We start from the raw sequence: 18,444 nt of genomic DNA, 5'->3' as shown, positions 1-18,444 counted from the left end.
TTTTGTTTAATAATTCAAAAGCTTTTTAATACTATATATTTTTAGCCAACCTTTCTGATTAATTTTATCCTTAATTTTTCATAAAACAATAAAAAACGGTCAGTAATCATTTCCCAAATTGCTTGAAAAATGGCTACTGACCGCCGCTTATACAATACTAGTTTTTTTATTTAGCTTTACAGCACTTACTCGGTGCCAAGCTCGAGCAAGCTGGCATTACCGCCAATCGCTGTGGTATTAATGGTCCTTACCCGCTCAGTGACAAAGCGGTACAGATAATCGGGCGTTAACATCTCTGACATCCCATTCATATCAGTGACCGCAATAACTTGCGTCAAGATACCATCGGTCTTAGCAAGCTCTTGGCTGATGGCTTGCACTTCGCTTTGGTTGCCTGCGACCGCGACTTGCGCCAATCGATCGATATATAACAGCGTAATGGTTTGCGAATCATTGGCAACGCTTAAGACATCATCGCTGATGCCAGTGTCATGCAATATTTTTGCCGCTTCAACACACATCTCGCTCTGACTTGGGCAATGCAGTATCACCTCGTTACCAGTCAGTAAAGCTGCAACCAATTGCCCAAGCACCGCCATCGCGCGGGCAGATTCGCCGCCGATAACCATGGTTTTGCCGCGAGCGGTCACATACAAATCATTGGACTCACCTGTTGCGCCCGTCATACGCTGCACGTCATCGAGCATCGGCGCGGCATTTAATAAATGGGTAAATAAACGCTTGGCTTTATTGGCGTCACCAGTAAGCAAAGCCAATTTAGCAACAGCCGCTTGCAGATAAGTTGCTCGCTCTACCGCGCTTAATAACCGCCAAGCTTCACAAACTTGGGCATGATTCTTTTTAAATTCATTCGCCATCTTGCTACTCCTTATGCGATTTGGGTTTGGGTTTCAGTGCTATTATTTTCTACCGCCGTGTTCGACTCAGTACACAGCTGCATCAGACGCGCAACGTAATGCGGCCCGCCAGCTTTTGGACCCGTACCAGACAGACCACAACCACCAAACGGCTGCACGTTAACGACGGCACCGATTTGGTTGCGGTTAATGTAAGTATTGCCGACAAAGGCACGGCGCTCGATATGCTCGGCGATATTTTCAATACGGCTGTGGATACCCAAGGTCAAACCAAAACCTGTGCTATTAATCGCATCAATAAGCTTATTCAAGTCGCGCGCTTGATAACGTAGCACATGCAATATCGGACCAAAGTGCTCGCCACCAATCACATCGATACTTTTCACCTCAATCGCGGTTGGCAAGACAAAGGTAGAGTACTCTTCGCTAACCACTGAGCTTGCGCTCATCGGCGTCTGCGCCAAAATCGTCGCCGTTGGTTCAGCTGCCATACGCTCGATATGCGCGTCCAGACTTTGCTTGGCGTCGGCATCAATCACTGGACCGACATCGGTTGCCGCATACAATGGATTGCCGACGACCAGTTCAGCCATCGTTCCTTGTAACAGCTCGATTAAATTGTCCGCTACTTCTTCTTGCACACATAAAATACGGCACGCAGAACAGCGTTGACCTGCCGAACCAAAGGCAGATAATACCGCATCTTTAACCACTTGCTCGGGCAATGCGGTTGAATCGACAACCATGGCATTCTGACCGCCGGTTTCGGCTATCAATACTGGCAACTCACCACTGATTTGCTGATGCAGGCTCTGATTGATATGCTGCGCCGTTTGGGTTGAACCGGTGAAAATAACGCCTGCAATATTATCGGCAGCGGTCAACGTGCCGCCAACTTCGCCAGCGCCAACGACAAACTGCAAAGCGTCTTCCGGCACGCCAGCTTGATACATCAGCTGCACAGCAAAATGCGCGATTAAGCTGGTTTGCTCGGCAGGCTTGGCGACTACAGTATTACCTGCGGCAAGCGCCGCCATGATTTGACCAGTATAAATTGCCAAAGGAAAATTCCACGGGCTGATACAAACAAAGGTGCCCCGCGGCTTATACACTTGACGTGATTGCTTGCCTGCTAAGTCGGTAAACTCATAAACCTTGGCGTCGAGACGTTCTGCTTCATCGGCATAAAAACGGCAAAAATCAACCGCTTCTTTGATTTCATCAATGCCGTCTTGCATGGTTTTACCCGCTTCGATTTGGCAAAGCGCCATCAATTCGGCATAATTTTCTTCATACAAGTTCGCCACTTTACGCAAAATAGCCGCGCGCTTGGCAGCAGGTACGGCTCGCCATACGCTTTGACCTGCAATGGCAGCATCAATGGCTTGCTGCGCAATATCAGCATTGGCGTAGGCGACTTCACCGGCGATGACTTCATGGTTCCAAGGCGCGCGTACGGTTTGCGACTCAAGTTTTTCAGAATTGCCATCGACTTTATCTGCATCAACTGCTTTGCCGTTAATGATAGAAGTTGCCGACCAAGTTTTATGCAAATGGCTATCGATAGCGGCTTTAAATAGTAGCCACTGCGACTCTACAAAGATATTAGGGCCAAAACTGGCTCGGCGCGCGCCATAGATATCTAATGGCAACGGAATATCAGGATTGTGCAAAGTAGCATTGCTCAATAACTTATCGTATGGGTGCACGGTGAGCTTATCAATGGGATAAGACTTATCTAATAACTGATGCACAAACGAGCTATTGGCACCGTTTTCTAGTAAACGGCGTACCAAGTACGGTAGCAAGTCTTTATGAGCGCCAACAGGTGCATAAATACGCACGGGGATTTTGTAAGCTTGCAAAATATGGTCATAAAGCGCATCGCCCATGCCATGAAGACGCTGGAACTCAAACTCTCGGTGCGCGCTCATGGTCATCACTGAAGCAAGCGTATGCGCATTATGGGTAGCAAACTGTGGCCAAATCAAACCGCGCAAATGCTCTGACAATAAGAAGCGCGCACAGGCAAGATAAGCAGTGTCCGTACCTTCTTTACGGGTCCAGACCGGATAGCCGGACAGTCCCTTTTGCTGCGCCAGTTTGATTTCAGTATCCCAATACGCGCCTTTGACCAGACGTACTGGAATACGATCGCCGACTTCAGTTGCCAAACGCGCAAGCCACGTCAAAACGGCAATCGCACGTTTAGAGTAACCTTGTACCACCAACCCTAAGCCATCCCAACCGGCGGTTAAGTTATCACGGTAAAGAGACTCAAACAGCTTTAAAGAAATCTCAAGACGGTCTGCTTCTTCAGCATCGATACTGATATCGACATTGACCTCACGGGCCGCTTCAATCAATAACAAGCAACGCTGACGCAGTAGTCCCATCACTTGCGCTTCTTGCGTCGCTTCATAACGCGGGTGCAATGCCGATAGCTTAATAGACACTGACGGCTTTGGCATACCTTCTTTTACCTTGATGCTGGCCGTCGCCTTAATCGCATGCAGGTAATCGTTAAAGTATTTTTCCGCATCTTTATGGGTAATCGCCGCCTCACCTAGCATATCAAACGAATAGGTATAGCCTTTATTACGATAAGGCTGGCTGTTTTTATTGGCGCCCTCGATGGTTTCGCCAAGTACAAACTGATGCCCCATAATGCGCATGGCTTTTTGCATGGCACTACGAATGACCGGCTCGCCCATTTTTTTGGTCATACGGTCCAAAAACCCAGCAGCGGTAGTATCACGATCAATACTGACAACGCGGCCCGTCATCATCATGCCCCACGTCGAGGCATTGACCATAAAACCGTTGTCATTTTTGATGTGTTTTTTCCAGTCAGCGACGCTCATTTTGTCGTGGATAAGCGCATCAGCGGTATAATTGTCTGGCACTCGAATCAAGGCTTCTGCCAAACTCATGAGCAAGATACCTTCTTGGGTATCAAGGCTATATTCAAGCAATAATGAATCAACCATTTTTACGGCTTTGCCATCATTACGCACATGCTCGACCAATTGACGAGTTTGCGTAGCAGCCCCTTCACGCTCGGCATCCGTTGGTTTGGCGAGCGGCAACAAGTCCGTCAACCAGCGCTCCTCGTCCACACTATATAAAGGTGAAATACGGGAGAATAGCTCGTTCGACGATTGACCGAGATAAGCGGGCTTTAATATATCGAGCGGATTAAATAAAATCGGCTCTTGCGGGGTAAATTGGTCTACTGGGTTCATAACAACTCCATAACTATCGTTTAAAAACCATAATAAATGGTGCGGTGGGAGCTTTGATTGCTAAAGATATAGCGGCAATTATTGTGAAACGTTCTTAAAACTTCACCCCTACTATTCTTGATAACAAACATCTTTGCTATCGAATAGTGGATAAATAATAACAACTATAGAAATAAGCCAATTAGCAATAAACAAAAGACCAAACAGCGCCATTATAAAACGAGAAAATCCAGCATAGGCTGGAAACGGTCAAGTAGGTCGTTTTAGTGTTAAACGGGCTACGTTAACAATATAAAGGCAACAACAAACAGCTAAGCGGCATTAGTGCCTTCTTCTTGTTAGTAGTGAAAGGAGGTGATGCTCAAAGGTAAGTGACGTTTCATAGAGGTTTGCGTTCATAAAATCTAACATTTATAACATCTGAGTTTTATGGAAACTTAAAGCCTAATAAACACTTATCTGTCATCTTATAGAATACTAATTCACTGTAAGAAAAACCTCTACGGCGTTGATTGAGGTGATGCGCTTAACTTCGACATGGTAGCATGAAAAAAATTTTCCAACTAACGAATTTACCTATTTTAACCAAACAAAATACTGTTTAAAAACAAATGGTTATTAACCACTTATTAGAAATGACGCTTTAGTTATAAATTTATATTTACTATGGCTAATTAATCGTTTTTGAATCAATGACTTGTCTTTATTTATTTCAGCCATTTAATTTAAACCCATACAGAATATGAGCGAATCAATAACGTAATCATTTTATTTAGTGCTGAAGATAGCGGTTTATAGTATTTATTTTTACGCATAAAAAACCCTTCTCATTTAAAATAAGAAGGGTTTAATGAGCAAAGCTGAGCATTTATCAAATGACTAAAAATGACTGCAATTTAAATTACAATCTTAGATAAACACAATCTTCGCAAGTAACACGGCCGTTAATATCCAAACAGGAATACTCACGTCAGAGAACTTACCGGCGACGACTTTAATAGCAGCAAAGGTAATAAATCCAAGCGCGATACCATCAGCGATTGAGTAAGTTAATGGCGTAAACAACAACACAACGACAACGGGCGCCGCCTCTGTTAGATCTAACCAATCAACATCTTTTAGAGTACCCATCATCAGTACAGCGACATAAAAAATAGCGCCTGCTGTTGCATAGCCTGGAATCATACCAGCAAGTGGAGCAAAAAACATACTTAATAAGAATAGCACCCCGACCGTCACAGCGACTAATCCAGTACGACCTCCGGCTGCAATACCTGACACACTCTCAACAAAGCTGGTGGTCGATGAGGTACCTAATAGCGTACCGGCAACCGTGGCGCTCGAATCTGCCAGTAGCGCTTTGCCCATATTAGGTATTTTGCCATCCTTACCAATTAAGCCTGCTTGACTGGTCGTTGCAATCAAGGTACCGGCGGTATCGAATAAATCGACGAATAAAAAGGCAAAAATAACACTAATCATCGCTACGTCAAATGCGCCAGCAATATCCAGCTGCATCAGCGTTGGCGCTATCGGTGGCGGTGCCGATATAATGCCAGTGAATTGTGTGTTACCAGTAATTAAGCTGATAAGCGCTACCAATAAAATCCCTATCGTTACCGCGCCGGGTATTTTTTTATGCGACAAGCCAACGATAACAATAAAGCCCAATGCCGCCATCGCAGGTGAGAACGCGGTCATATCGCCCAGTCCCACTAACGTCGCATCATTATTGACGATGACGCCTGCGGTTTGTAAGGAGATAAAGGCCAAAAATGCACCGATACCAGCAACTACGCCTTGTTTAATACTGTCCGGAATAGAGTTGATAATCAATTCACGAATTTTAAAAAGGCTTAATAATATAAATATACAACCGGACAAAAATACGGCGCCAAGTGCCGTTTGCCACGCGTAGCCCATTCCTAAAACCACGCCGTACGTAAAAAAGGCGTTGAGTCCCATACCGGGGGCTAGCGCGACTGGCAGACGAGCATAAATCCCCATAATAAAACACCCAACTGCGGCGGCAAGACAGGTAGCGACAAACACCGCACCTTTATCCATACCAGCGTCAGCAAGGACGTTAGGGTTGACAAAAATAATGTAAGCCATCGTCAAAAACGTGGTTACACCTGCTAAAATCTCTGTTTTGATCGTGGTGTTTTCACCATTAATACCAAAATAGCGTTCGATTGCGTTCATAAGAGTCGCTTCCAAATTGCAGTAAGTAAATTATCATTATTTAACTGTATTGATAAGTGTCGCTTCCAAATTGCGACGCTCGATACTGCGTTTAAAACAAACATATAAAATACACCCAAATTGCGACGATAAATGACGCTTCCAGATTGCGACTGTAAATGACGCTGATACACTAAGGTTAGAGACGATGTTTTTAATCCGTTAGCCACACATAATTTGGTAAATACGAACCATCATGAAAATTGACAGCAACAAACCATAACATTCTAGTGAAATTCGCTCAAAATTTCAATGAATGGCGCATCTTCTTAGTATAAGAGTGCAAATTAGTTGACCATATGGACAATATTATAAAATACTCGTGCTGTCATTATTTTTTTCATATATTTATTGAGAGCGATTTATGCACTGCTATTAACATATTATTAATGATATTTGCGTGATTTAGCAGTACACTAACGGGTTGATATAAAATCCCTTATTAGATTAACTATTATTCATTATCCATGAGCCGCTTACATGCCTGAATCCTTAAATATTATCGACCTAATCACCCAAGCCAGTTTATTGGTACAGATTGTGATGGCATTATTGTTATTAGCGTCATTGCTCAGCTGGGTGATTATTTTTCGTATGAGTGCGCGTCTTGGTACCGCCAGAAATTTTGACCAGCAGTTTGAAACCTGGTTTTGGTCAGGGGAAGATTTGGCAAAGCTGTATCAAGGCGTCCAAGGCTCGCCTGAGCGCCAAGGGCTTGAACAAATTTTTTATGTTGGGTTCTCTGAATACCTAAGAATGCATAAAAAACGTCAGCCTAAAGACGACATTATTGACGGCGTTGAGCGTAAGCTGCGGGTTGGATTGGGTCGTCAGCAGCAATTATTAGAGTCGGGGCTAACGACGCTGGCAAGTATTGGTTCAGTGGCGCCTTATGTCGGTTTATTCGGTACTGTTTGGGGCATTATGAATGCATTTTTGGGACTGTCACAAAGTGAGCAAGCGACCTTAGCGACTGTGGCGCCCGGTATTGCCGAAGCTTTGATTGCCACTGCTATGGGTTTGTTTGCCGCGATCCCTGCGGTATTGGCGTATAACCATTTTACCGCCAAGGCGAGCCGCTTATACGACTCTCGTGCCTTGTTTTGTGACGAGATGACAGGCATGCTACAGCGCGAGACCAATATTGAGACTCCGCAAGCGGGTACGCAAGTAAGCCAAACCAATCAAAGCGTTCAAAATAGCCAAAGTACTCAGGTAACTGGTCTATGAAACAAAGTCCTTATCGCCGTGAGAAAAAAGCGCTAAATGCGGAGATGAACGTCGTTCCTTATATCGACGTCATGCTCGTGCTGCTGGTGATATTTATGGTAACCGCGCCAATGCTGATAACGGGCGTCGATGTTGATTTGCCAAAAGAGCAAACCAATACCATCAGTCAAAGCCAGCTACCTGTGATTGTATCGTTGACCGATAGCGGCGAGATTTTTATCAGTTATGAAAATAACATCGACCTGCCGATTAGTGAGCCGGAACTGATTGATACCTTAACCAACTTGCAAAATCAAAATACCGATGCTGGCGCTCAGCCTTTACAAGTGATGATTAACGCTGATAAAAACAATCAGTATGGCGCTATCATGACGCTGATGGCAACCTTGCAACAAGCAGGCATCCAAAAGGTAGGACTATTGACAGGTGCACCGTTACCCGCCCCTTCTTTATAATCTGTCTACCCTGCTCTTAGATTAACTTTGATTGGCTCAGCTGGTTATAATAAAGTCGTTCATTTGATAAATATCGTATTTGAGTATCCCAACTATGCGTAATGCGCCCACCGTTTATGTACCGACCGAACCTGAAGGTAACGGGCTGACTTTACCGACACTTTTAAGCTTGTTGGCACACGGTCTTGTGATTGGCATACTGGCTTATACGTATCAAAACATGGAAGTCGAGACCGCAGGTAGCATCGAAACCGTGATGATATCTCCTGAGCAATTGGCTGAGATGCAAGGCGAGATACTGGCCAATCGTGCCGCAGCGGCGAGCGCGATGCCAGCCGATAGCGGTGCAAGTGGCTCAGCAACTAATATGCCAGAAACCAGCTTTGATGACAGCGTCAGCTACGACAATCCAAACGAGCCGATTTCACAGCGCGTGCCTGTTTTTACTCGTTCTGACGAGGCGGTGAATCCTCGCCCGATGCTGATGAGCGAAGAGCAACACCAGCGCCTACTTGAGCAAAATCAAGAATATGAGCGCAATATGGCTGAGTGGGCAGCGCAGTTGGACGAATCTGTACTAGATGAGCATGATCAGGTTGAACAAGAAAGAAGAGCGCAGCTGATAGAAGAGCAAAAAAGGCTGCGAGATTTTCGTAATAAACAAAACAATCCGCCTAAGATTAAACGCCCTACTGCCAATGACAAAAATATAGAAATCAATACGGGCGGCTCAGGTAGCGCAGGACAGACCCTTAGCTTAGGAGATGATGGACAATCAACACTGTCTGGTGACGCCATCACTTCCAGCACTGCAAAAGGTAGCAGTCGCTCGGCATCAAGCGGTAGTCGCGGCGCCAGTAATAGTGAAATCATCAATTTAATCAAACGCAACTATAATCCGCCGACAGCAGCAAAAGGCTCGACGCAGCGTGCTACCTTGACCATCACAGTCAATGCCAGTGGCGCTGTCGTGAATGTCTCAGCGTCAGGCCCTGATAGCGCGGTCAATGAAGCCGCCAAACAAGCGGTGCTCAATACCGGCAGCTTACCGATTGATGTCGATGACCCCAAATATCCCACCTTTACCATACAGTTTAAGGGCAGTAATTAAGCAGTTGCCCATACACGATATTATTGCTAACGTTACCTTAAGCAACTTGCACCCGCGGCGATATCATTTTAACGTTATCATTGATTTAGTATTTATAAAAACAATTATCCCTATCTAGGAGTTTGACTTGGTTATGCGCATTCATAAAAAACTATGCCTTTCTTTACTTGCCGCTACCTCAAGCTTATTGCTTGCTCCTAGCGTCTTGGCGGCACCTGTCGTTTTAGAATTGGATTATGAGATTCCGGTACAACAAAGCCAAGTGGCTTTTGTCTCCTTTGCTGGCGATTCTACTTTATCACCGATTATCTTAAACGATTTGAGCAAAACTGAGCTAAAAGTAACCAGTCAAAACCTACCGCAGCAGCCGCACAGCAGTAGCGAGTTAGCAGGTACTTTGCCCGTTTGGCAAAGTATGGGCATTCCTTACCTTGTCATCGGTAGCACGCGCAGCAATCGCGGTAAAGTGGTCACCGATTATGAAGTCGTTGAAGTTAAAACCGGACGCGTGCTAGAAGGCAAGCAAACGTTAACCGCTGATAATAATAAAGAAAGCATGCGTTACGCCGCCCACGTGATTTCGGACAAAGTATATGAGCTTATTACCGGTATTCCTGGTGACTTCTCAGGACGCATTGCTTATATCGAAGAAATAGGCACTGGCAAAGAGAAAATCTCGCGCTTAAAGGTTATGGATGCTGACGGCGAAAACGCCAAAACCATCACAGAAGTGGCAGGCTCTATCTTTTCGCCAACTTGGTCACCTGATGGCAATCGCATTGCTTATTCAGTTCAACGCGATAAATCTCACCCTGTTATTTATATTCAAAACGTAAGCGGGGGCGGAGCTACACCATTGACGCCATTCCCAGGTAGCAATCTTAGTCCGTCATTTTCGCCCGATGGTAGCAAAATATTGTTTTCTAGTAGCTTTGAGGGTAGCGCCGATATTTATGAGATGAGCGCTAGTGGCGGTCAACCACGACGTCTGACCAATTGGCCAAGCAGTGAAGTACAACCAAGTTATGCCCCTGATGGCAAATCTTTTGTCTTTGTTAGTGACCGTGCAGGGTTTAACAAACCACGCATTTATCGTTATGAGTTTGGTTCAGGCCGTACCACGCAAGTATCGAATAGTGGCTATGCGACCAGCCCGCAGTTTAGTAGCGATGGCTCGCAAATCGCCTTTTTAAGTGGTCGTTCAGCTGCCATTATGAACAGTAGCGGCGCCATTACTGCGAACTTAGGCGCTACAGGTATCGATGAAGCACCAAGTTTTTCACCGAACGGTAAGCGTGTGGTTTTTGCTTCAAAGCAGGGCGGTAAAGGCGTACTGACTATTAAGTCATTGAACGGCGGCGAAGCGTTCGGTAAATCTGGTCAAGGTACTATCCGCTCCCCAGTTTGGTCATCTAGCCCTAGATAACTTAGATAATTTAGCCATCTTTATTGCGTAAAATAGGGTTATGCTATACTAAATGATCACAAATAAAAAAGCGCTCGATAAACATATCGGGCGCTTTTTTATTTTACCAAGAATGATATGATTCTTATATCAGCCATCCACTTTTAAAAGTTATGAGCTGGAATAATAAAAAGCATTATTCATCCCTATTCATCACTTGGATCACTAGCCGGCGGCACAGCGTGTCTCAATTGTTCAACATCTGCGGCGGTGACCGTATCCGTATAACCATTTAAATCAGTGACCACGTACTGCGTGACCGCTGCCATCTGCTCATCATTCATCATATTATGGAACGATGGCATACCGCGAAAGCCATTAATTAAGATATCAATGATGTAATACTTTGACTGCATTTTGCTGTTATTGGCAAGTGGTGGATAATAACCTGCACCGTAAGCACCTTCGCCTTTGTGCATATGACAAGCTGCGCAAGAGTCATGGTAGAGTTTTTTGCCATCTGTTGTCACAAAGGCATTTGTCCCCTCGAACTTGGTTTCCCACTCAGCAATACTTGGGTCATTGTCCATAGTAGGAAGCGAGCTGTGATCAACGACATTGACGGCTGGTGCAGTAAGCTCCTCACGACTCATGTAAACGCCGCCCCAGCTACCGGTATTACGGCTTGCTTGATAATCGTCCGTTACGATGGGGTCTTGCTCATGTAGAGTTGCCACCGTTTGTACATCGTCTGATTGTTGACTACAGCCTAAAAGTGCTGCACTACTCATCGCACCCAGCAACATCACAGTCAGCAGTTTAGGGGTCATTTCTCTCATGACTTTTTTCTTCACGATTGCCTTCTTTACGATTGCATTGTCCATGATAGCCTCTGAATTTTTATAGTTATTCATATTAACCCAGCATTTTTGCTTTTTTATGTAGACGCTTGGCGGCATCCATGCCAGATAAAATAGCGCCTTCTTGCCATGCCGGAATGTGTGAGCAATGCTCACCCGTCAGTACAATACGGTTATCGATACTGCATAAGGTGTCATAATGCTGACGGCGGGTCGACTCATTCCAAATACCATAACAACCGAGTGTCCAAGGAATGCGGTGCCAGACCACTGATGTACCAGCGCGGAACTCTTTTGGATACTGCGGGTGAATATACTTACCATAAGCAAGCGCAACATTGATACGCTCTTGCGGGGTTAAGGTATTAAATTTATATGAGGTCGGTCCATAACCATAGGCCCCTAATAATACCCCAGTACCGTCTTTAAACATATTTTCTGAAGGATAAGCAATTTGGGCTATCGGCATATCGGTATAGGTCAAGCCGCCATAGATCCACTCGTCTTCTTCCCAAAAGCGGCGATTAAACTCTAAACCTACTTTATAAGAAGTCTCATAAGGTACCGCTGCCATCGCTTGTTTCATCGGTTTTGACACATTAATATCAAGCTGGGTCAGTACAGTTAGTGGAATATTACAGACACACCAATCGGCACGGATGGTCTTAGTCGCGCCATCTGGACTGTTGCTGTCGACATAATTGACCGTAACGCCGCTTTCATCTTGATGAATCTTAGTCACTTTGGCATTAAACTCAATCATATCGCGGCATTCGCGGGTGAAGGCATCACCAATTTTACCCATACCGCCGACAGGCTGAAACATCGTTGGCTGATGCGCATAGGTCATATGGTTACCATAAATATCGGCCCACATGCCCGAATCCAAAATTTCACTGATCGGTAAAGGCTTTGATGGGGTTTCATCAGGCATCAAGCCACCACCCGGCAGGACACTATAACCACGATGCTTACTAGTAGCATTGCTGGCGCGGTAGCGGTAGTCTTTATCGAGCACGCCCCAACCTTTTAAGCCTTCAAGTAGCTTTTCTTTATCTTCTTTATTGACCGAACGATCCAAACCGCCAACATTCACCGCTTTTGACAATAATTCTGCTACGTGTCCTTGGATATCGTTTTTTACATCACCTAAGCGCTGCGGCACACCATTGAAATGAGTACTACGGTGCAAATAAGCGCGGTCGTTGGTTTGAATAAAGGGTTGCATCTCAACACCAAACTGTTTGCAGTAATGGAAAACGGCATAGTGATGACTTGGTAGACGCCATGGTCCACCATTAAAATAGTTGCCCTCTTCAAAATCACAGGTTACCTCTTCGCCGCCAAGCTCGGTATACCTATCGCCACTATTCAGCGTCCAACTACGACCGCCGCCACGATTTTGGAACTCGAGGACTTTGACGTCATAGCCAGCTTTACGCAGCTCATACGCTGCGGTTAGTCCGCCAAGACCGGCACCTAAAACGATGATGCTAGCACCGGGAGGCGCCCCTTTTAAGTCCATCGTTTCTTTAAAGCTTGATTCTGATGCAAATCCTAACGTCGTCATCGCCTGATACATGGCGGTCGCGCCCGCTGTTTTACCAATCATCGAGAGCAGTTGGCGCCGCGTTGGTGATTGAAGCATGTCTTTCATAATAATATCCTTAAAGTAGACGTTCGTACATAACCGTAGGCACTTGTTCTATTTCTAGTAATAAACGCTTATATCATTTATAAGTCTTTGTAATTTGATCAGCTTGGCTTAACTCTGCGCTTATTTGCCAAGCTGTCATGCCCTACCGTTTTGCCGTTAATCCTTGTCTGGTAATAAATTCTAAACCCGTTGCAACTGATAAACTATGATTAACGGCGGCGTCTAGAACGTAAAATGGCGCGCACGATAAAGATAATAATCAGTATCGCCACAATGATGCCGATAATCGCTAATAAGCCTGCGTACTTAATTAAAAAAGGCTTTTCGACGCCTATAGACGCGATGCGCTCAATATCAGCGGCACTGACCTCGCTGTTTGCATGACCGCCAAAGCTAGTACGGACATAGTTGGTGATACTCGCAATCTGCTCACTGCTGAGCTCTTCTGAAAACCCTGGCATGATAGGCGAAGTATTGGTCGCGCTCTCTACCCCATGTAAAATCATATTAACGAGAGCGTCAGGCTTTTCGCGGCGCAGACTGCTCAGTCCAACGATAGGCGCGTAACGCGCGTCAGGCTGACCATAACCATCAACACCATGACAGCTACCACAAACGGCTAAATATAACGCTTCTGGTGAGTTACTACCGTTACTTACTTCTGACTTTGCTTGCGCCAAGTAGTCTTTTTGCGCCAGTAAGTCATGCGTGATAGATTCGTTCACAGGCGTTGGCAGGCGCGCCACATTGACGCTATTGACCTTGTCTTCTGTTTGGATAGCGGGTATGGCTTTTAGATAAGAGGCAATCGCGCTCAAATCTTCATTTTTCAGATAACGCGTACTGTGCGCAACTGCTTCACCCATTGGCCCACCTGCATAGGCGCGTTGGTCAAGCTCACCGGTGCGTAGATACGTGATAATATCTTGCTCGCTCCAACTGCCAATACCGCTCGACTCGTCAGGCGTGATGTTCGGCGCATGCCAATTACCAAGCGACGCGCCTGATAAATACATTTTTTTATCAAAGCCCATGGTGCTGTTACGCGGCGTATGACAAGTGCCGCAATGCTCGAGATTATTGACCAGATACTCGCCACGTTTTTGGGTCTCATTTAGACCGTCGCGCTTTTCAGTAGAGGGTATATTGAGCAGATTCCAGCCGATCATTAAGCTACGGAAATTAAAGGGAAAAGGTAATTTGGTTTCTTGCTTAGGCGCTTCATCGACAGCCGGTACGGTTTGTAGATAAGCAAACAAGGCACTAATATCCTCTTCTTTCATGCCGCTATAAGAAGGATAAGGCATGGCAGGATACAGCATATGGTCTGGCGCTCGGCCTTTTTGTAAAGCGTTCTTTAAATCTGCTTCGGTATAATTGCCGATACCGTAACGTTTAGAAGGGGTAATATTGGTTGAATAAATTTTCCCCATTGGGGTTTCAATCGCTGTGCCGCCCGTATAATTTTCGCCATGACAAGCCATACAGTCAGCAGCGCGAGCGATATAAGCACCGCGGTTGACAAGCTCACTATTGGCGGGGCTTACATTAGGTAAGCTAGCATCGGGTAAATTGGCATTAGGAAGGTTAGCACCTTCAGCCATCGCGGCGCTGGAGGTAATACCAATGACAAGCATCGATAACATCACAGAAAGTGGCTTCATAATATCCTCATATAGCTGGCACCTAGGGTGTTGTAATTATTATTAGAACGATTGGTCAGGATAAGACATTTGATATTGAGTAAAATGATTTAAATAACGTCAGTACTCAACGGATAATCCATTACGTGATTTAGCAAATCGTCCAGTAAAATGCTTAATAAAGTGGCGTAATAAAACAACTTAATAGAGATAGTTTCTAAAAAATGTCTCCTCACCCCACTAATGTAAAACTATTTCGCCACTATTACTTAAATAGTAACTCATTCACCGCACACTTTTACAAAAGTTAAAAAAACTTCTTAAGAGATTTAATTTATATTTAATCACTATATATTTTCATATTATAAATTTGAGCAAGATGATTAATCCTTTAAAAAACAATTACTAAACCTAGAAAATTTATTAAATCCATTATTAAAGCGTGGATATAAATCTCTATATATAGCAAAAGACGACTTCTGCACTTGTTATTACAGGTTTTAAGCGTACATAATGGATACATAGCGGCCGTTTGTCATCCACCTTGCATTCCAAATAAGCGTTGCCCTACTCGCAAAAACCCTTTTGACTGATGCAGCATTTTATTTATGATAAGTGCTGTTTAATATCGCCAACCATTGCCATGTTGCCAATAACGCTCGAGATGTCCTTATGAAATCACTCTTCTTTATATTTACGTTGGCAGCGACAATCCCTGTGACAGGTTGCCAATCTTTTCAGTTTGTCGAAAGTCCGATACCTGTTAAAACTGTTTCTTCTAAAAGGGTGTCTTCTAAAACGCTTATTGTGGAAGATTTATCCAACGCGCGCCGACCCGCTATCGCTGTTCCCCCTCAAACCCCTTCTACTACAAATAATGGCCAATAAAAAAAGCAGCTATCGGTTTGATAGCTGCTTTTTTTATTATGAATCGAGAACACGCCTTAGTTAATTCTAATCTTCTGCAATGACTATCTGCTGTTTAGGTTGACGCTTGATAATAGTCTTAGCCAAATGATCGCCAAACCAAATGGCGGTATCAATATCGCCTGCGCCAGGCGTGACTTCAGGTGGTCCATCTAGTGACTGCGTCATCAAGCCCAAAAAGCTCGAAAGACGATTTAAATCATGCGCTTCATGTCCTGTTGGCATCAGTGGTAAACCGATCCAATTCATTCCGTGCTGCATGGCATAAAGACAAATCTGTTGCAGGACGGCAAGCTTATCACCGCTCAGACCGCCCGAATTGGCAAAACCTGCAGCCCACTTGCCTTCCCATTTACGGTGATACCAACGCTTAGAAGTCTCATCCATAAAAGTCTTAAAGCCTGCGGTCACGCTGCCCATATACACGGCACTACCGAACACCAATAAATCCGCCTGATCGACAAAATCCCAATCAACGTCATGCACATCGACCGCTTTAACCTGCGAATCTGGTAATTGTTGACGCGCGCCCGTCACCACTGCTTCGGCAACGCGTTTGGTATGCCCATAATTACTATGATAAATGACCGCCATTGAGACGCTAGTGAGATTGTTCTCATGCTCTAAAATGGCAGGCGGTGTGTCAGGTGTATTCATACGAACTCTAATAATGACAATTAAAAATGAAATAAAAATAGAAGCTCAAGAGCTGAAACAAGCCAACTCTCTAGAAGCGCTACGGGTAATAATCAATGCCATACGTCCGGTTGCAGGCTGGCCAAGATGCGTTTGACGTCGATAAGAATAATAATGCGGATCGGCATAGCTGCAAGATATTTCGGATTGATTGCTAACGGTAATGCCTGCTGCACTTAATTGGTCAGCGGCAAGCTTTGGTAGGTTCAGTTTAATCTTGTCCGCTACAGATGCTAAGACATAACGCTGTTCAAAGCTCTCAAGATGCTGTGATGACAAGGCTTTATTATCTATACAGCCTGCCAGCAGCTTATTTCGTACTTGGCTGCCGACTTCATAATTTTCTTGACTGATACAGACGCCAATCCATGCCGTGATTGGTTTATCAGCATCAAAGCGCTCGGCGGTTGCCTTTATGACGCCGCACGCCAGCCCTTGCCAGCCTGCATGGATAGCAGCTATCTGCCCCGTTGCGGGCTGGTATAAAACAATCGGTACGCAATCGGCGGTCATAATTGCAAGACCTAAGCCCACTTGTTGACTGACCATGGCATCGGCATCTAGCGGGCGTATAGGTAGCGCCGTCGCATCGACATCATAAATCTGCTGCCCATGAACTTGATTGAGCCAGTGTAAGCTATTAACTGGCGCACGCTGCCCCGCCGCTAATTGCTCATTAATCGCCGTTAATAGACGCATGCGATTGTTTAAGACTATTTTGGCGTTATCATTGACATGCAAGCCTAAATTTAGCACACCATAATTTGCCTGATTATCTATCTCATTAGCCGCTTCACTATCATCGCTGCTAAAAGCTGCCGTTTGAAAAACCGTCACGTCATCAAGCTGAGCAACTAAGGTGACAGGCAGATTGTTTGTTATGTTAGGCATAGTCAGTGCACCAGTCTTATCGTTACTATTAGAGCATTACAGCCAGATTGTTACCAGACGAATATCATTATTTAATAGAGCTCATCAGATTTTATTCTTCGTCATAACCTTCGCTTAGTACCGCCATCAATTGCTGCATGTCTTCAGGAATTGGCGTGGTGACTTCAATATCTTCGCCAGTCGTTGGATGCACGAAACCTAAAGTATAAGCATGCAATGCTTGACGCGGGAAATTATTAATCGCTTGACGCTGCGCTTCTGTTAAGCCTGCTCGCAATTGACGACGCCCACCGTAGACGCGGTCACCGACTATCGGATAGGTAATGTGGCTTAGATGCACACGAATCTGATGGGTACGTCCTGTTTCAAGACCGACATCTAATAAACAGTAGTTATCGTTCAGCGGTGTGACATTCAATAAATGCGTCACCGCTTCACGCCCTGCCGTCATCACCGTCATTTTGGTACGCTGATTGCGATGGCGACCAATCGGCGCATCGATACGGCGATGACGCAGTAAACTTGCCGCATCCCCTGCGACCACACACTGGTAATGACGATAGACAGACTTGTCCTTTAACTGCTCCATTAAAGCCATTTGCGCAGGCTTGGTTTTACCAATTAACAGCAGTCCCGAGGTATCTTTGTCAATGCGGTGTACCAATCCGGCTCGCGGCAAGTGGTGCTGCTGCGGATAATGATACAGGAGCGCATTGACCAAAGTGCCGGTCTGATTGCCAGCGCCCGGATGGACAACCATACCGACAGGTTTGTTAATCACTAAGACATCATCATCTTCATAGACAACTTCGATATCGATATTTTCTGGCTGATCTTCGCTATGCTGCTGCAGTGTCGTCGATAAATGCAAGATATCACCAGCTTTGACACGGATTTTCGGTTTTTGTACCGTCCCGTTATACAGTAAGCTGCCATCAGTAATCCAGCCTTGCAGCTGGGCACGCGAGAAATCGGCAAATACTTTTGATGCCAGTTTATCAATACGTAAGCCCGCTTCGTCTTCTATGACGGTATGCGTGACATCAATAACGACTGGAACCGCTTGCCCAGCGACTACGACTGAATCCTCACTGTCTTCGTATTCATCTTCATCTTCATCGTCGACAATATCGTCAGCGACCAACTCATCAAACTCATCATTGGACATATCCGGCGTTTGCTCATCAAGCGCACGCTGATGG

The 18,444-nt window shown here is 45.1% G+C and carries 13 protein-coding genes; 4 read left to right on the top strand and 9 right to left on the bottom strand.

Annotation, left to right across the window (positions count from 1 at the left end):
• Positions 1 to 185: 185 nt before the first annotated feature.
• The 3 genes from IQ457_RS02655 to IQ457_RS02645 form a co-directional block, all read right to left on the bottom strand.
• Positions 186 to 878 (bottom strand): 1-pyrroline-5-carboxylate dehydrogenase, encoded by a 693-nt coding sequence (locus IQ457_RS02655; protein ID WP_200661980.1) that lies wholly within the window; start codon positions 876 to 878, stop codon positions 186 to 188.
• An 11-nt stretch (positions 879 to 889) separates the two neighbouring features.
• On the bottom strand, positions 890 to 4,123 hold the full coding sequence (putA, locus tag IQ457_RS02650) for a bifunctional proline dehydrogenase/L-glutamate gamma-semialdehyde dehydrogenase PutA (protein WP_200661979.1): 3,234 nt from the start codon (positions 4,121 to 4,123) through the stop codon (positions 890 to 892).
• Positions 4,124 to 5,032: 909 nt separating this feature from the next.
• Positions 5,033 to 6,328 (bottom strand): NCS2 family permease, encoded by a 1,296-nt coding sequence (locus IQ457_RS02645; protein ID WP_068408663.1) that lies wholly within the window; start codon positions 6,326 to 6,328, stop codon positions 5,033 to 5,035.
• Between the two features lie 519 nt (positions 6,329 to 6,847).
• On the opposite strand from IQ457_RS02645, the gene tolQ reads away from it, so the two are divergent.
• The 4 genes from tolQ (at position 6,848) to IQ457_RS02625 (ending at position 10,589) form a co-directional block, all read left to right on the top strand.
• A complete protein-coding gene (tolQ, locus tag IQ457_RS02640) occupies positions 6,848 to 7,597 on the top strand; it encodes a protein TolQ (RefSeq protein ID WP_200661978.1) in 750 nt (249 codons plus the stop codon).
• Positions 7,594 to 8,052, top strand: coding sequence for a protein TolR (tolR, locus tag IQ457_RS02635; RefSeq protein WP_068408657.1), 459 nt, complete (start codon positions 7,594 to 7,596; stop codon positions 8,050 to 8,052). Before tolQ ends, tolR begins: the two co-directional genes overlap by 4 nt.
• Before the next feature lie 94 nt (positions 8,053 to 8,146).
• Entirely contained in the window at positions 8,147 to 9,163 is a 1,017-nt protein-coding gene (locus IQ457_RS02630) for a cell envelope integrity protein TolA (RefSeq protein WP_200661977.1), read from the top strand.
• Positions 9,164 to 9,296: 133 nt separating this feature from the next.
• The gene (locus IQ457_RS02625) at positions 9,297 to 10,589 is read left to right on the top strand and encodes a PD40 domain-containing protein (protein ID WP_200661976.1); all 1,293 of its coding nucleotides are present in this window, start codon (positions 9,297 to 9,299) and stop codon (positions 10,587 to 10,589) included.
• Between the two features lie 185 nt (positions 10,590 to 10,774).
• Here IQ457_RS02625 and IQ457_RS02620 read toward each other — a convergent pair whose 3' ends face one another.
• The 6 genes from IQ457_RS02620 to IQ457_RS02595 all read right to left on the bottom strand — a co-directional run bounded on the left by IQ457_RS02620 (position 10,775) and on the right by IQ457_RS02595 (position 18,410).
• Positions 10,775 to 11,407: a c-type cytochrome gene (locus IQ457_RS02620; RefSeq protein ID WP_068408754.1), complete on the bottom strand. Its 633-nt coding sequence runs from the start codon at positions 11,405 to 11,407 to the stop codon at positions 10,775 to 10,777.
• Between the two features lie 76 nt (positions 11,408 to 11,483).
• Entirely contained in the window at positions 11,484 to 13,085 is a 1,602-nt protein-coding gene (locus tag IQ457_RS02615; RefSeq protein WP_193029961.1) for a flavin monoamine oxidase family protein, read from the bottom strand.
• 209 nt (positions 13,086 to 13,294) lie between these two features.
• The gene (locus IQ457_RS02610) at positions 13,295 to 14,749 is read right to left on the bottom strand and encodes a cytochrome c (RefSeq protein WP_200661975.1); all 1,455 of its coding nucleotides are present in this window, start codon (positions 14,747 to 14,749) and stop codon (positions 13,295 to 13,297) included.
• Between the two features lie 933 nt (positions 14,750 to 15,682).
• Positions 15,683 to 16,312 carry a flavodoxin family protein gene (locus tag IQ457_RS02605; protein ID WP_200661974.1) on the bottom strand — a complete coding sequence of 210 codons (630 nt, stop codon included), beginning with the start codon at positions 16,310 to 16,312 and terminating at the stop codon, positions 15,683 to 15,685.
• 45 nt (positions 16,313 to 16,357) lie between these two features.
• Positions 16,358 to 17,242 carry a polyphenol oxidase family protein gene (locus IQ457_RS02600; protein WP_207161678.1) on the bottom strand — a complete coding sequence of 295 codons (885 nt, stop codon included), beginning with the start codon at positions 17,240 to 17,242 and terminating at the stop codon, positions 16,358 to 16,360.
• Between the two features lie 91 nt (positions 17,243 to 17,333).
• Complete coding sequence (locus IQ457_RS02595; RefSeq protein ID WP_200662094.1) at positions 17,334 to 18,410, bottom strand: RluA family pseudouridine synthase; 1,077 nt, start codon at positions 18,408 to 18,410, stop codon at positions 17,334 to 17,336.
• Positions 18,411 to 18,444: the final 34 nt, after the last annotated feature.

The organism is Psychrobacter sp. M9-54-1 (genome assembly GCF_016613355.1).
In the GTDB taxonomy this organism is placed as follows: Bacteria; Pseudomonadota; Gammaproteobacteria; order Pseudomonadales; family Moraxellaceae; genus Psychrobacter; species Psychrobacter faecalis.
Note: the sequence above shows the minus strand (reverse complement) of the source record. Positions and strands in the feature narration are given on the sequence as shown.

Excerpts from the sequence above, each read along its gene's own strand:
- IQ457_RS02655 (WP_200661980.1), bottom strand. The coding sequence starts at position 878 with ATGGCGAATGAATTTAAAAAGAATCATGCCCAAGTTTGTGAAGCTTGG.
- putA (WP_200661979.1), bottom strand. The coding sequence starts at position 4,123 with ATGAACCCAGTAGACCAATTTACCCCGCAAGAGCCGATTTTATTTAAT.
- IQ457_RS02645 (WP_068408663.1), bottom strand. The coding sequence starts at position 6,328 with ATGAACGCAATCGAACGCTATTTTGGTATTAATGGTGAAAACACCACG.
- tolQ (WP_200661978.1), top strand. The coding sequence starts at position 6,848 with ATGCCTGAATCCTTAAATATTATCGACCTAATCACCCAAGCCAGTTTA.
- tolR (WP_068408657.1), top strand. The coding sequence starts at position 7,594 with ATGAAACAAAGTCCTTATCGCCGTGAGAAAAAAGCGCTAAATGCGGAG.
- IQ457_RS02630 (WP_200661977.1), top strand. The coding sequence starts at position 8,147 with ATGCGTAATGCGCCCACCGTTTATGTACCGACCGAACCTGAAGGTAAC.
- IQ457_RS02625 (WP_200661976.1), top strand. The coding sequence starts at position 9,297 with ATGCGCATTCATAAAAAACTATGCCTTTCTTTACTTGCCGCTACCTCA.
- IQ457_RS02620 (WP_068408754.1), bottom strand. The coding sequence starts at position 11,407 with ATGAGAGAAATGACCCCTAAACTGCTGACTGTGATGTTGCTGGGTGCG.
- IQ457_RS02615 (WP_193029961.1), bottom strand. The coding sequence starts at position 13,085 with ATGAAAGACATGCTTCAATCACCAACGCGGCGCCAACTGCTCTCGATG.
- IQ457_RS02610 (WP_200661975.1), bottom strand. The coding sequence starts at position 14,749 with ATGAAGCCACTTTCTGTGATGTTATCGATGCTTGTCATTGGTATTACC.
- IQ457_RS02605 (WP_200661974.1), bottom strand. The coding sequence starts at position 16,312 with ATGAATACACCTGACACACCGCCTGCCATTTTAGAGCATGAGAACAAT.
- IQ457_RS02600 (WP_207161678.1), bottom strand. The coding sequence starts at position 17,242 with ATGCCTAACATAACAAACAATCTGCCTGTCACCTTAGTTGCTCAGCTT.
- IQ457_RS02595 (WP_200662094.1), bottom strand. The coding sequence starts at position 18,410 with ATGTCCAATGATGAGTTTGATGAGTTGGTCGCTGACGATATTGTCGAC.